The sequence below is a fragment of the Pseudonocardia sp. ICBG162 genome, from assembly GCF_020496225.1.
Classification (GTDB): domain Bacteria; phylum Actinomycetota; class Actinomycetes; order Mycobacteriales; family Pseudonocardiaceae; genus Pseudonocardia; species Pseudonocardia alni.
In genome coordinates this window covers 1,337,400-1,350,157 of record NZ_JAHLJD010000031.1, presented here as the reverse complement: position 1 = coordinate 1,350,157, position 12,758 = coordinate 1,337,400, and the positions used below count along the sequence as shown (strand labels likewise).

At 74.4% G+C, this 12,758-nt stretch carries 15 protein-coding genes; 8 read left to right on the top strand and 7 right to left on the bottom strand.

Going from position 1 to position 12,758, the window contains the following annotated elements; translation table 11 throughout:
• The first annotated feature begins 14 nt into the window (after positions 1 to 14).
• The gene (locus KPL60_RS31310) at positions 15 to 692 is read left to right on the top strand and encodes a CoA pyrophosphatase (RefSeq protein ID WP_226368033.1); all 678 of its coding nucleotides are present in this window, start codon (positions 15 to 17) and stop codon (positions 690 to 692) included.
• Between the two features lie 198 nt (positions 693 to 890).
• Here the strand turns inward: KPL60_RS31310 and KPL60_RS31305 are convergent, their stop codons facing one another.
• From KPL60_RS31305 to KPL60_RS34960, 3 genes are read right to left on the bottom strand one after another with little or no spacing between them, the layout of a single operon-like run.
• Complete coding sequence (locus tag KPL60_RS31305; RefSeq protein WP_062398963.1) at positions 891 to 1,658, bottom strand: deoxyribonuclease IV; 768 nt, start codon at positions 1,656 to 1,658, stop codon at positions 891 to 893.
• Positions 1,659 to 1,701: 43 nt separating this feature from the next.
• Positions 1,702 to 2,217, bottom strand: a complete 516-nt coding sequence (locus KPL60_RS34965) for a DUF4333 domain-containing protein (RefSeq protein WP_226354435.1) — start codon at positions 2,215 to 2,217, stop codon at positions 1,702 to 1,704.
• Positions 2,214 to 2,591, bottom strand: a complete 378-nt coding sequence (locus KPL60_RS34960) for a hypothetical protein (protein ID WP_226354434.1) — start codon at positions 2,589 to 2,591, stop codon at positions 2,214 to 2,216. The genes KPL60_RS34965 and KPL60_RS34960 overlap by 4 nt, the downstream gene beginning before the upstream one ends.
• Before the next feature lie 264 nt (positions 2,592 to 2,855).
• Here KPL60_RS34960 and rpsF point away from each other — a divergent pair, with 264 nt between their 5' ends.
• From rpsF to dnaB, 5 genes are all read left to right on the top strand, one after another.
• Entirely contained in the window at positions 2,856 to 3,170 is a 315-nt protein-coding gene (gene rpsF / locus KPL60_RS31290; RefSeq protein ID WP_062398960.1) for a 30S ribosomal protein S6, read from the top strand.
• A gap of 11 nt (positions 3,171 to 3,181) precedes the next feature.
• Positions 3,182 to 3,730 (top strand): single-stranded DNA-binding protein, encoded by a 549-nt coding sequence (locus tag KPL60_RS31285; RefSeq protein ID WP_208822721.1) that lies wholly within the window; start codon positions 3,182 to 3,184, stop codon positions 3,728 to 3,730.
• 54 nt (positions 3,731 to 3,784) lie between these two features.
• Positions 3,785 to 4,021: a 30S ribosomal protein S18 gene (gene rpsR / locus KPL60_RS31280; protein WP_085915038.1), complete on the top strand. Its 237-nt coding sequence runs from the start codon at positions 3,785 to 3,787 to the stop codon at positions 4,019 to 4,021.
• 14 nt (positions 4,022 to 4,035) lie between these two features.
• On the top strand, positions 4,036 to 4,482 hold the full coding sequence (rplI, locus tag KPL60_RS31275) for a 50S ribosomal protein L9 (RefSeq protein WP_226354433.1): 447 nt from the start codon (positions 4,036 to 4,038) through the stop codon (positions 4,480 to 4,482).
• 641 nt (positions 4,483 to 5,123) lie between these two features.
• Positions 5,124 to 6,533 (top strand): replicative DNA helicase, encoded by a 1,410-nt coding sequence (gene dnaB, locus KPL60_RS31270; protein ID WP_062403954.1) that lies wholly within the window; start codon positions 5,124 to 5,126, stop codon positions 6,531 to 6,533.
• Positions 6,534 to 6,648: 115 nt separating this feature from the next.
• Here the strand turns inward: dnaB and KPL60_RS31265 are convergent, their stop codons facing one another.
• Positions 6,649 to 6,987, bottom strand: coding sequence for a DUF3040 domain-containing protein (locus KPL60_RS31265; RefSeq protein WP_226354432.1), 339 nt, complete (start codon positions 6,985 to 6,987; stop codon positions 6,649 to 6,651).
• Between the two features lie 170 nt (positions 6,988 to 7,157).
• Entirely contained in the window at positions 7,158 to 7,676 is a 519-nt protein-coding gene (locus KPL60_RS31260; protein WP_226354431.1) for a dTDP-4-dehydrorhamnose 3,5-epimerase family protein, read from the bottom strand.
• A gap of 196 nt (positions 7,677 to 7,872) precedes the next feature.
• Between KPL60_RS31260 and KPL60_RS31255 the strand changes: the two genes are divergently transcribed.
• Both KPL60_RS31255 and KPL60_RS31250 read left to right on the top strand, forming a co-directional pair.
• The gene (locus KPL60_RS31255; protein ID WP_226368032.1) at positions 7,873 to 9,033 is read left to right on the top strand and encodes a class I SAM-dependent methyltransferase; all 1,161 of its coding nucleotides are present in this window, start codon (positions 7,873 to 7,875) and stop codon (positions 9,031 to 9,033) included.
• Between the two features lie 64 nt (positions 9,034 to 9,097).
• Entirely contained in the window at positions 9,098 to 9,460 is a 363-nt protein-coding gene (locus KPL60_RS31250; protein ID WP_226354429.1) for a BlaI/MecI/CopY family transcriptional regulator, read from the top strand.
• Between the two features lie 58 nt (positions 9,461 to 9,518).
• Here KPL60_RS31250 and KPL60_RS31245 read toward each other — a convergent pair whose 3' ends face one another.
• Together KPL60_RS31245 and KPL60_RS31240 are read right to left on the bottom strand one after the other, a co-directional pair.
• Entirely contained in the window at positions 9,519 to 11,138 is a 1,620-nt protein-coding gene (locus tag KPL60_RS31245; RefSeq protein ID WP_226354428.1) for an SDR family oxidoreductase, read from the bottom strand.
• A gap of 44 nt (positions 11,139 to 11,182) precedes the next feature.
• Positions 11,183 to 12,637 (bottom strand): AI-2E family transporter, encoded by a 1,455-nt coding sequence (locus KPL60_RS31240; RefSeq protein WP_226368031.1) that lies wholly within the window; start codon positions 12,635 to 12,637, stop codon positions 11,183 to 11,185.
• Positions 12,638 to 12,758 lie beyond the last annotated feature (121 nt).

The following is a 12,758-nucleotide window of genomic DNA, read 5'->3' as shown; positions in this document are numbered from 1 at the left end:
GCGACGATCGGTGCATGGCCGACGACGTGGTGGTCCCGGAACCGGTGCAGCGCCAGCTGCGGGAGCGTGTCGAGGCGGCGCTGACGACGCTCCCCCCGGCCGAGCGCCGGGCCGCGTCGGAGGCGGATCGGGCGGGGAAGCGGGCCGCCGCCGTCACGCTGACGCTGCTGCCGGTCCCCGGTGCCACCGGCGACGGCCGTCTCGCCGACGAGGTCGCGTTCGTCCTGACCCGGCGCGCCCGGTCGCTGCGGGCGCACTCCGGGCAGTGGGCCCTCCCGGGCGGGCGGCTCGACCCGAGTGAGACCGCCGAGCAGGCGGGGCGCCGCGAGGTGTCCGAGGAGATCGGGCTCGAGCTCGGACCGGACCGCGTGCTCGGCCTGCTCGACGACTACCCGACCCGTTCCGGCTACGTCATCACCCCGGTCGTGCTGTGGGCCGGCGGCGCGGGCGAGCCGACGCCCAACCCGGACGAGGTCGCCGAGCTGCACCGTCCGCCGCTGGCTGAGATCGACCACGAGCCCCGGTTCCTCACGATCCCCGAGTCCGACGCCCCGGTGATCCAGGTGCCGCTGTTCGACCGCTACGTCCACGCCCCCACCGGCGCGGTGCTCCACCAGTTCCGCGAGGTCGTCCTGCACGGTCGTGCGACGCGGGTCGCGCACCTGGAGCAGCCGGTGTTCGCCTGGCGCTGAGGAACCCGACCGACGTCCCGGGGCGCGGCCGGGCGGTGCCCGTCGCCGGTCGGGACGGCGCGGTCACCCACGGCGGGGCCGGCGTCGCCGAGCGGCCGGCCGACCTCGGCGGTGCCACGGACGGGGCGCTCCCGTTCCGCTGCTCGGGCCGATCCGGGCGGCCCGCTCACCGCCAGGGTCCTACCGCCTGAGCCCGCCTCAGGTGTGCTCCCGCAGGAACGCGATGTCGCGGGCCTGCCCCTCGGCCGGGGTCTCCACCACGACCGGCGCCCCCGCCGCCGCGACGACGGCGGCCAGCTCGTCCGGCGGGATCGTCCCGTCGTCGATGTTGGCGTGCCGGTCGCGGGCGGAGTCGAACGCGTCGCGCGAGTTGTTCAGGTGGATCAGGTCGATCCGCCCGGTGATCCCCCGGACCCGCTCGACGATCCCGGCCAGCTCCTCGCCGCCGGCGAAGGCGTGGCAGGTGTCCAGGCAGAACCCGACGCCGAACTCGCCCACCGCGTCCCACAGCCGGCCCAGTGCGTCGAACCGGCGGGCCATGGCGTTGTCCCCGCCCGCGGTGTTCTCGATCAGGACGGGCACGTCGAAGCCGTGCTCCCCGGCCTGGCGCTCGACGAACTTGCGCCAGTTGTCGATCCCGACGGCCGGGTCGTCGTCCTTCGTGACGTGCCCGCCGTGCACGACCAGGCCGAACGCGCCGACCTCGGCGGCCCCGGCCAGGTGCTGCTGCACGATCTTGCGGCTGGGGATGCGGATCCGGTTGTTCGTGGACGCGACGTTCGCGGTGTAGGGCGCGTGCACCACCACCGCGACGTCCGACGCGGCCAGCTCCGCCGCCCGTGGGTGCGGCGGCGGCTTCTTCCAGCCCTGCGGGTCGGACAGGAACAGCTGGATCACCTCGGCGCCGACCTCGGCGGCCGCGGCCAGGGGGTCCTCGGCGTCGCGGACGTGTGCTCCGATCTGCATACGGGCACGGTAGCGAGGACCCCCGACAGCCGTCGGCCGCCGGTCAGGCGTCGGCGATCGAGAAGTTCACCAGGCCGCCCTCCACCGAGGTCACGGTCACCCGGGCCGGCAGCTGCTCGCCGCCGACGGTAAGGGTGCAGGTCTGCACGGCGCCGGGGCGCGGGGCCAGCTCGCCGTCGCAGGTCGTGGTCTCGACCGGCCGGCCCATGGATGCGGTGACCTGCTCACCGACGGTCCTCGCCAGCACCTCCGGCGACACCGGCCGGGCCTCGGTGGTGATGTCGAAGTTCACCGTGCCGCCGTCGACGGCGCTGACCGCGGCCACGGCGTCGACCGGCTGGCCGCCGGTGGTGAACTCGCAGCGCAGGGTCCGCCCGACCTCGGCGGCCAGGTCGGACGGGCAGGTCACGGTGCCGGCGTCGATCGCCACGCCCTGCCCGCCCAGCTGGGTCGCGATGGTCGAGGCGACCTGGTCGCGCGGCACCGACGAGGAGCAGCCCGCCGCCGCCAGCAGCCCCGCGGCCGCCACGAGCGCGGCGAGGACCCGCGGCGCGCTCACGCCGCACCGCCGGTCAGCAGCGCCCGCCAGGACTTCCCCGCGGTGCGCCCGGTGGCGATGTCGTGCACCGCCCGGCTCGCGACGAACGCCTCGCCCACGGCGGTGTCGAACAGGGCCGCGGTCGCGGTGTCGGCGCCGTTCGGGCGGACCAGCGCGATCCGCCGCCGCTGCCCGGCGACGGTGGCGCGGAAGCCCCCGCCGAACTCGTACCAGGGGAAACGGACGTCGGTGACGGCGTCGAGCGGCTCGTCGAAGACGGGGCCGGTGTCGGCGACGAACGACAGCCGTCCGTCGGCCAGGACCAGGATCCCCGGTGTGTTCATGAGCCCGGACAGGATCCAGGCGTGGCTGCGGAAGTGGGTGGTGCCGGACACGAGCTCTCCCCCGTGGTCGTCGGCGCCCGCGGACCGGGCACCCGTACGACGACCAGCGTCTCCGCGGGCACGGCCCGAACCCATCCCAGCGATCTGGGGAACCGCGTACCCGCAGGTCGGGGCCGGAACGGCCGTTGCTAGGCTGTACCGGCATCCCCGCAGCTCCCGCGCATCCGCCGGAAACTGTCGGGGTGCACTGAGAACCTCCTGTCACGGCCGTCCGGGCCGTGACCGTTTCGAGTCCATAGGAGGTGAGTGGTTCTCATGCGTCATTACGAGGTCATGGTCATCCTCGACGGCGGCCTGGACGAGCGCACTGTGCAGCCGTCCCTGGAGCAGTTCCTCACCGTCGTGAAGAACGACGGCGGATCGGTCGAGAAGATCGAGGTCTGGGGCAAGCGCCGCCTGGCCTACGAGATCAAGAAGCAGGGCGAGGCCATCTACGCGGTCCTCGACATCACCGCTGAGCCGGCCACCGTCACCGAGCTGGACCGCCAGCTGGGTCTGAACGAGTCCGTGCTGCGCACCAAGGTCCTGCGCAAGGACGTCACCCGCACGCCGGCGCCCGCCGCCGGCTGATTGGAGCCGTCATGGCCGGCGAGACCGTCATCACCGTCGTGGGCAACCTGACGGCGGATCCCGAGCTGCGGTTCACCCCGTCCGGCGCCGCGGTCGCCAACTTCACCGTGGCGTCCACCCCGCGCACCTTCGACCGCCAGTCCGGCGAGTGGAAGGACGGCGAGGCGCTCTTCCTGCGCTGCAACATCTGGCGCCAGGCGGCGGAGAACGTCGCCGAGTCCTTGACCCGCGGCGCGCGCGTCGTGGTCCAGGGTCGTCTGCGCCAGCGGTCGTTCGAGACCAAGGAAGGCGAGAAGCGCACCGTCGTGGAGATGGAGGTCGACGAGGTCGGCCCGTCCCTGCGCTACGCGACCGCCAAGGTCAACAAGGTCAACCGGGGCGGAGGCTCCGGTGGCTTCGGTGGCGGCGGCGGTGGCTACGACGGTGGCGGCGGCGGTGGCGCCCGACAGGGCGGCGGTTCCGGCGGTGGAGGCAACTCCGGCGGCGGCTATGACGACCCCTGGGGTTCGGCCCCGCCCGCGGGCAGTGGCGCCGCGTCCGACGACGAGCCCCCCTTCTGATCCACGTACCTCTCCGCCCGTGACGGGCGGAGGACGATCTCCAGGAGCACCACCATGGCCAAGGCCATCGTGCGCAAGCCGAAGAAGAAGGTCTGCGCTTTCTGCAAGGACAAGGCCCAGCTGATCGACTACAAGGACACCGGTCTGCTGCGGAAGTTCATCTCCGACCGCGGCAAGATCCGTGCCCGTCGGGTCACCGGCAACTGCCGGCAGCACCAGCGGGACGTCGCCGTCGCGGTGAAGAACTCCCGTGAGGTCGCCCTGCTGCCGTACACCTCGACCGCTCGCTGAGGAAGGGGAGACACATGAAGCTCATCCTCAACGCCGACGTCCCGAACCTGGGTGCCCCGGGTGACATCGTCGAGGTCAAGGACGGCTACGGCCGCAACTACCTGCTCCCGCGCAAGCTCGCGGTCGTCGCCACCCGTGGCGCCGAGAAGCAGGTGGAGCAGATCCGCCGGGCCCAGAAGACCCGCGAGATCCGCGACCTGGGCCACGCCCAGCAGGTCGACTCGCAGCTGCGCAACATCAACGTGACCGTCCCGGCCAAGGCCGGCGACACCGGCCGTCTGTTCGGCTCGATCACGCCGGCCCAGGTCGTCGACGCCGTCAAGGCGGCCGGCGGCCCGCTGCTGGACAAGCGCAGCATCGACGTCCCGGGTCACCTCAAGACCCTGGGCAAGCACCAGGTGCAGGTCCGCCTGCACCCGGAGGTCACCACCGAGCTGCCGATCGCGGTCGTCGCGAGCTGAGCGGTCCGGTGGTCGTACGACCACCGAGCGTGAACAGGGCGGTGTCCGGAGCCATGTGCTCCGGGCGCCGCCCTTTCGCGTGTCCGGGGCCGGCCGGAGGGGCGTCGTGCACACGGTGCGCAGTCCCGGATGGACGATCGACACCGATCGGACGACCCCACACCGGATGCCTTGTCACGCAGCCGACACGCCGTGCGGTGACGACCCACTCGTCGGGCGGGCCTGTGGACGCGCCGGGCGGTGAGCGGTCCGCCGGGCGCTCCGACACGCCCGTACGCGGCGTGCGACGACACGCCAGAGCAAAGTTGTCCACAGCTGTGAGTATGCCTCTGACCTGCGCAGACGGCCCATTCCGCTGCGCTGTCCCCAGGTTGTCCCCAGCACGGTCCCGGGACGGGCGGCATCCGTGCACAGTTCATCCCCAGTTCGATCACCAGGCCGGTTCGCCACGGGCGGTACGGCCGACCTAGTGTCGGCCGTACCGGTACGCGAGCGCCTTGCTCCCCGGGCCGCGCCCGCCGCGGTCCGTCGGGCACCGCGCCGGCCGGCAGATCACCGACGACGGTCGCGGGTGGGCAGCACGTACCACTCGCGCGTCGAACGTGCGTTCGGTACTGTGTCCACCGGGGGTGACGCTGCGTATGGCTCTGACGGACGATCGTCCCGGCAACAAGCCCCGTGCGGTCCGTGACGGCGAGAAGGCCTCCGGACCCGGCGAGGGCGCCACGTTCGACCGTCAGCCCCCGCAGGACCTCACGGCCGAGCAGTCGGTGCTCGGCGGCATGCTGCTGAGCAAGGACGCGATCGCCGACGTCGTGGAGGTCCTGCAGCCGGAGGACTTCTACCGGCCCGCCCACCAGACCGTCTACGAGACGATCCTGGACCTCTACAGCCGTGGCGAGCCCGCGGACGCGGTGACCGTCTCGGCGGAGCTGCAGCGGCGCGGTGAGCTCGTCCGCCTCGGCGGCGCGCCCTACCTGCACACCCTCATCGCGACCGTGCCCACCGCGGCGAACGCGGCGTACTACGCCGAGATCGTCGGCGAGAAGGCGGTCCTGCGGCGGCTGGTCGAGGCCGGCACCCGGATCGTGCAGCTCGGCTACCACGGTGCCGACGGCGGCGACGTCGACGACGCGGTGGACCGGGCCCAGGCCGCGGTCTACGAGGTCACCGAGCGCACCACCACCGAGGACTACACGGTGCTGGAGGAGCTCCTCCAGCCCACGATGGACGAGATCGACGCGATCGCCTCCCGGGGCGGCCAGTCCACGGGTGTGCCGACCGGCTTCGCCGACCTCGACCAGGTCACCAACGGTCTGCACCCGGGCCAGATGGTCGTCGTCGCGGCCCGGCCGGGTCTGGGCAAGTCGACCCTGGGTCTGGACTTCGCCCGCTCCTGTTCCATCAAGAACGGCATGACCAGCGCGTTCTTCTCGCTGGAGATGAGCAAGTCCGAGATCGTCATGCGTCTGCTGTCCGCGGAGGCCCGGATCCGGCTGGCCGACATGCGCGCCGGCCGGATGTCGGACGAGGACTGGACGCGGATGGCGCGGCGGATGTCGGAGATCTCCGAGGCGCCGCTCTACATCGACGACTCGCCGAACCTGACGCTGATGGAGATCCGGGCCAAGGCGCGCCGGATGAAGCAGCGCTACGACCTGAAGCTGATCATCCTGGACTACCTGCAGCTGATGACCTCGGGCCGCAAGGTCGAGTCCCGTCAGCAGGAGGTCTCGGAGTTCTCCCGGCAGATCAAGCTGCTGGCCAAGGAGCTCGAGGTCCCGGTGGTGGCCATGAGCCAGCTGAACCGTGGTCCCGAGCAGCGCACCGACAAGCGGCCGATGCTGTCGGACCTGCGTGAGTCCGGCTCGATCGAGCAGGACGCGGACATGGTGGTGCTGCTGCACCGCCCCGACGCGTTCGAGCAGGACGACCCGCGTGCCGGTGAGGCCGACCTGATCCTGGCCAAGCACCGTAACGGCCCGACCACGACGATCACCGTCGCCCACCAGCTGCACTACAGCCGGTTCTCCGACCTCGCCCACGGCTGAGGCCGCCGGTCGCGCGACCGCGCGCCACGGCCACCCCGTCCGTCCGGGGAGGCACCGGTCACTGCGCGGTTCCGCCGGGGAGGCACCGCGCGGTGCGCGGTGCGGGGGTGCCGGGTCAGGCGGTCCCGGGGTGCGCCTGCGGCCCGGTGGTGGCCGCGACGGCCAGGGCGAGGCCGGCCACGAGGATCCCCGCGACGACGACCGGCACGCTCACCAGCACGGCACCGAGCAGCAGCACGACCAGCGCGATCCCCAGCAGCATCGTCGGGAACGGGCCCGAGCCGTGCACGGTGCGCCGGTCGCGGGCGAACCCGGCGAGCAGCCGTCCGCCGTGGCGGGCCGGGGCGTGCAGTGCGGCGTTCAGTGCGGAGAACCGGCGGACCAGTCGCGGGTCGGTCAGTCGCAGCTGCACCTCGATCTCGTGCAGTCGACGGTTCTCGCGCTCGCTCAGCACCTCGGAAACCCCTCGTGTCCACGTCCCGGCAGACACGGTCGTGCCGCCGTCCGGCGCGGGGCGTCGTCGATCCGGCCTGGTACCGACGTTACGTGACCGATTCGTGATCTCGCCGACCGGGCCGCCCGGCTCACATGCGCCCGTCCTCACACCGGGGACGGGGCCCGGGGTCACCAGAGGGAGACGCGGTCCCGGCGGGGGCCCGCGGGGGCCCCGAGGCGGGCGATCAGCGCGGCCCACGAGCGTGCCGTCCCCGGTGTCCGGGACGGCCGGGGGCGGAGCCAGCGGACCGCGAGGTCCGGGTCGTCCGGGTCGACGTCGAAGCGTTCCCGGCGCGGGAGCCGGGTGGCGCTGCGCAGCTCGACGACGGTCCCGCTCGCGACGGACTGGACGCCGTAGAGGCAGCCCGGCGGGACGAGCAGCCGCTGCGGGCCCTCGAGCAGGGCGACGGCGAGCCGGCCGAAGGTGTCGGCGTCCGGCCGGGCGTCGATGACGACGGCGTAGCCGCTGCCGCGGGGGACGCCGAGCAGCACCGCGTCGCCGGGATGGCCGAACAGGCCGAGCACGGCGTCGCGGGCCGGGCGGCGCCGTCGTCGCACGGTGAAGGCGGTGAGGTCCGGGCCGGACGCGTCGGCGGCGGTCGGGTCGAGCAGCAGCGCGCCGGGCACCACGGTCCGTACGACGTCCACTCGACCTCCCTCGGGTCCGGTCACCGCGTGCGACGGGCGCGCGATGGGCTGCGGTTGGGGTACCGGAGACGACAACGAGCGGCCTCGGCCCCGGTGACGCTGCGCGAGTCCACGTTGCTCCGATCGGGTTCACAGCGGGCTTTCAGCCCCCGTATCTACTATCGGAGCTAGTACTGCTGCGACGAAGGGGTGGCGCATGACCGACGACCCGACGCCGGGTACCCGGTGCCGTGCCTGTGGCGGTGCCGCGGGCACGGTCGTGCTCGACCTGGGCGAGCAGCCGCCGTGGGACCGGATGCCCGCGCGGGACGCCCCGCTGCCCGACTCGGCCGCCCCGCTGCGCATGTGGCTGTGCGCCGGCTGCGGTCTCGCCCAGCTGCAGACCGACGCCGCGGTGGCCGAGGAGCTGCACGGCGTCGAACCGCGGGCGATGGCCGAGCAGAGCGACCGCTCGGTCGGCCGGCTCGCCCGCGCCGGGCTGGTCCGCCCGGGCGGCCGGGTCGCGGAGTTCGGCAGCCCGCACGGCGGGTCGTGGCTGCCGCGGCTGACCGGGCGCGGCATGACCGCGCTCGACCCGGACGCGGTGTCCGCGGCCGGGCGGGCCGACCTCGTCGTCGACTTCTACGGGCTGCTGCACGAGCCCGACCAGGCCGATGCGCTCGCCCGGCGCGTCGCGCTGCTCGCCCCCGGCGGGACGCTCGCGCTCCAGCTGCTGTCGCTGGGCACCGTGCTGCGCGACGGCCAGTGGTTCGATCTGCGCCACGGCCACTACGGCTACTGGTCGCTGCCCGCCCTGGACACCGCACTGCGCCGGCACGGCCTGGGCGTGCACCGGGCGTGGTGGTACCCGCTGTCCGGCGGGACCGTGCTGGTCACCGCCCGGGCCGGGGCCGAGCCCGACGCCGAGACCCGCCGCCTCGTCGACGAGGAGCGCGCCCTCGCCGTCACCGAGCCGTCCGGGTTCACCCGGCTGCAGGCGGCCGCCGACGACACCCACCTGCTGCGCGACTGGCTGGTCGCCGAGCGGGCGGCGGGACGCACCGTCGCCGCCTACGGCGCGGCGTCCCGCGCGGTGCCGCTGGTGTGCCGCGCCGGGCTGGACGCGTCGCTGCTGGCCGCCGTCGGGGACGCCTCGCCGGCCAAGCAGGGCCACCGCATGCCGGGCAGCGACGTGCCCGTCGTGTCCCCCGACGAGCTCGCCGGCCTGCGCCCGGACCGTGTCCTGCTGTTCCTGCCCGAGCTCCTCGACGAGGTCCGCGCCGCGTTGCCGCAGGTGGAGGCGGCGGGTGGTCGCTGGGTCGTGCTCGCCCCGGGACCACGTGCGGTGGAGCCCGTGCACGCTCTGTCCGGCTGCTGAACCGGCGGCCCACCGACCGGGGGAGCATGGGGGGTTGCGGTTACCCTCGGACCCGGGAGGCAACATGCGTGGTCGACTCGGCGAGCTCGAGGGCGCCGTGATGGACGTGCTGTGGGGCGACGCGGGTCCCTGCCGGGTGCGCGACGTCCGCGCCCGCCTGGCCCCGGCCCGTCCGCTGGCGTACACGACCGTCATGACGGTGCTCGACAACCTGCACCGCAAGGGCTGGGTGCAGCGCGAGCTGGACGGCCGCGCCTACCTCTACACGCCGGCCGCGAGCCGCGAGGAGGAGACCGCGCGCGCCCTGCGCGACCTGCTCGACGGCCCCGGTGACACCGAGGCCGTGCTCCTGCACTTCGCGCGCTCGGTGTCCGAGCGCGAGTCCGCCGTGCTGCTCGCCGCCCTCTCGGGCCCCGACCGCGGCTGACGCCGTCGCCCGGAGCCGACCGGGCCACCGTGGTCGGGAGAGCGCCGACCGGAGGCGGTCAGGCCGCCCGGTCGCGGTGCGGACGGGACCGCAGCCAGGCCGGACGGCGGCCGGCCGTGGCGGGGACGTCGCCGTCGCGCTCGGCGGTGCGGGTGATGTTGCGGACCATCCCGCCGAAGACGATCCCGTGGAACGGCGCGACCGACCACCAGTACAGGTAGCCGGGCAGGCCGTGCGGGATGAACACCGCCCGCTGGTGGTAGGTCGACCCGCCCGGACGCGGGCGCACCGACATCTCCAGCCAGGCCCGGCCGGGCACCTTCATCTCCGCGCGCAGCCGCAGCAGCCCCTCCTCGGGGTCGCGGTCGCTGCCGGCCGGGCGGGCCCCGCCGGGCTCGATCATCCGCTCCACCCGCCACCAGTCCAGCGCGTCGCCGGTGCGCAGGTCGTGCGGGTCGCGACGGCCGCGGGACAGCCCGACGCCGCCGACCGCGCGGTCCATCCAGCCGCGCACCGACCAGGCCAGCGGGAACGAGTACCAGCCGCGCTCGCCGCCGATGCCCTCGACGACCGTCCACAGCCGTTCCGGGGTGGCGGTGCAGGCCTGCTCGCGCTCGTCGAGGTAGACGTCGCCGCCGGCCCACTCCGGGTCGCTGGGCAGCGGGTCCGACGGCACGTTGGCCACGGTCGCGCCCGACCAGCGGGTCTCGACCTCGCCGTCGGTGATGCGGGACAGGGCCAGCTCGACGGCGCGGTCGTAGCCGATCAGCCCGCCCGGCGGGTCGGGGATGCGGGCCTTGATGTCGTCCTCGGAGCAGACGACCTCGTGCACCAGGGACTCGATCAGCGGCTTCGCGATCGACTTCGGGACGGGGGTGACGACGTTGATCCAGTGCGCGGACAGCGACGGCGACAGCACCGGCACCGGCAGCACCCGGCGCCGGGACAGGCCGGCGACGCGGGCGTAGCGCTGCATCATCTCGTAGTAGGTGAGGACCTCGGGGCCGCCGATGTCGAAGGTCCGGTTCAGCTCGGCGGCCGGCGCGTCGATCTCGGCGACCCGGATCAGGTAGCGCAGCACGTCGCGCACCGCGATCGGCTGGATCCGGTTGTGCACCCAGCGCGGGGTGACCATCAGCGGGAGCCGCTGGGTCAGGTAGCGCAGCATCTCGAAGCTGGCCGAGCCGGAGCCGAGGATCACCGCGGCCTGCAGCACGACCGTCGGCACCCCGGAGCGCAGCAGGGTCTCCCCCACCTCCACCCGCGACGCCAGGTGGGCCGAGAGCTTCCCCGCTCCGGTGTCCGGGTGCAGGCCACCCAGGTAGACGATCCGCTTCACCCCGGCCGCGCGCGCCGCCTCACCGAGGATCAGCGCGGCCCGCCGGTCGGTGGCGGCGAAGTCGGAGTCCGACAGCGAGTGCACGAGGAAGTAGACGACGTCGACGTCCTCGCAGGCCGCGCGGACGCTGTCCGGGTCCAGCAGGTCGCCCTGCACGATCTCGGCGTCGGCGGCCCACGGCACGTCGGCGAGCTTGTCCGGGTTGCGGACCAGGCAGCGCACGTGGACCGGGCCCGCGGACGGGTCCGGGACGAGGTCGGGCTCGGGACCGTGGCCCAGCAGCCGGGGCGCGAGCCGCCCACCGATGTAGCCGGTCGCACCCGTCACGAGATAACGCACGTCGCGATCGTCCCACCGCAGGCCCTGCGCGGCAGGGCGTGCGCTCAGCCCGGCAGGGCGGGCGGCGGGTTCGCCTCGCGCGGGCGCAGCGGGTCCACCGCCCGCGGCGCGACCTCGCGCGACGCGACCAGGGACCGCACCGCGGCGGTCAGCACGGCCAGCAGCGGGACGGCGAGCAGCGCGCCGGCGATCCCGGCGACGACCACCCCGACCGCGACGCCGAGCGCGACCGCCAGCGGGTGCAGCCGGACCGCCCGGCCCATCAGCACCGGCTGGAGCACGTGGCTCTCCAGCTGCTGCACGGCCAGCACGACACCGAGCACGATCAGCGCGGTCACCGGTCCCTCGGTGGCCAGCGCGACCAGCACCGCAACGGCGCCGGTCAGCACCGCCCCGATGACCGGCACGAACGCACCGAGGAACACCAGCGCGGCCAGCGGCAGCACGAACGGCACACCCGTCGCCCACAGGCCCAGGCCGATCCCGAGGGCGTCGACGATCGCGACCAGCACCGTCGCCCGCACGTAGCCGACGAGCGAGGCGAACGCCCGGCGGGCGGCGACGTCGACCCGCGAGCGCCGGGCCCGCGGGGCGAGCAGCCGGACGAACCCCCAGATGCGGCGGCCGTCGTAGAGCATGAAGATCAGCGCGAACAGGCAGAGCGCGAACCCGGCGAGGATCTCCCCGACGGTCGCGGCGGTCGTCACCGCGCCGGAGGTCAGCGTCTGCTGGTTGTCGCGCACCGCCTGCAGCACCTGGTCGCCGAGCACGCCGACGTCGATCCGGAACGGCGTCGCGTCGGCGAGGCCCTGCAGCGAGCCGACGTTGTCGGTGACCTCCGCGACCACCTGGGACGTGCCGTCGACCAGGGTGCTGACGACGGCGGTCAGCAGCCCCCCGAGCGCGGCCAGACCGCCGACCATCACCAGCGCCGTCGCGATGCCGCGGGGCACCCGCCGCTCGTGCAGCCACCGGACCAGCGGGGCGAGCAGCGCGGACAGCAGCACCGCGATCGCCACCGGGACGACCACGACCCGCAGCTCGATCACGAGGAAGACGAGCAGCGCGAACCCGGCGGCGATGACGAGCATCCGGGCGCAGGCCTCGGAGGCGATCCGCAGCGGGCGCGGGATCTCCGCCCGCGGCGACGGGCGGGGGCGCGCCCCGGCGGCCCGCGCCACGGGGTCCGCGATGTGCGGCCCGGTCCGCCCGCCGGAGGTGGCGGCGCGGTGGTGGTGGTCGGCGGTGTCGTCGACCTGGGGCTCGCTGTCGTCGTGCGGGGCGGCGGTGGCCCGGTGGGCGCCGGCCGCGGGATCGGCGGGCCGGGGGGCGACCACACGTGCGTGCCCGGCGCCGGGGTCCTCGTCCGCGGCGTGCGCCGGGTGCGCGTGGTGTCCGTCCGCGGGCGCGCGCCCACGAGGGGCAGGGTCGTCGTCGTGCCGTGGGTGCGGGATGCCGCCCCCGGCAGGAGCGGCGGGCCGCCCGGTCCGCTCCGTCATGACACGACGGTACGGCGGATCGGCCGGGGTGGCGCGGTGCACGCAACGGTGACGGCCCGGCCCCCGAGCACGGCACCCCGGACGGCCCAGCGCCGGAACGGACGGAGCAGTCCCGGCGGCC

Coding starts and splice junctions, on each gene's coding strand:
- KPL60_RS31255 (WP_226368032.1), top strand. CDS start 7,873: ATGACCGACGACCCGACGCCGGGTACCCGGTGCCGTGCCTGTGGCGGT.
- rpsR (WP_085915038.1), top strand. CDS start 3,785: ATGGCCAAGGCCATCGTGCGCAAGCCGAAGAAGAAGGTCTGCGCTTTC.
- KPL60_RS31310 (WP_226368033.1), top strand. CDS start 15: ATGGCCGACGACGTGGTGGTCCCGGAACCGGTGCAGCGCCAGCTGCGG.
- KPL60_RS31305 (WP_062398963.1), bottom strand. CDS start 1,658: ATGCAGATCGGAGCACACGTCCGCGACGCCGAGGACCCCCTGGCCGCG.
- dnaB (WP_062403954.1), top strand. CDS start 5,124: ATGGCTCTGACGGACGATCGTCCCGGCAACAAGCCCCGTGCGGTCCGT.
- KPL60_RS31240 (WP_226368031.1), bottom strand. CDS start 12,637: ATGACGGAGCGGACCGGGCGGCCCGCCGCTCCTGCCGGGGGCGGCATC.
- rpsF (WP_062398960.1), top strand. CDS start 2,856: ATGCGTCATTACGAGGTCATGGTCATCCTCGACGGCGGCCTGGACGAG.
- rplI (WP_226354433.1), top strand. CDS start 4,036: ATGAAGCTCATCCTCAACGCCGACGTCCCGAACCTGGGTGCCCCGGGT.
- KPL60_RS31250 (WP_226354429.1), top strand. CDS start 9,098: ATGCGTGGTCGACTCGGCGAGCTCGAGGGCGCCGTGATGGACGTGCTG.
- KPL60_RS31285 (WP_208822721.1), top strand. CDS start 3,182: ATGGCCGGCGAGACCGTCATCACCGTCGTGGGCAACCTGACGGCGGAT.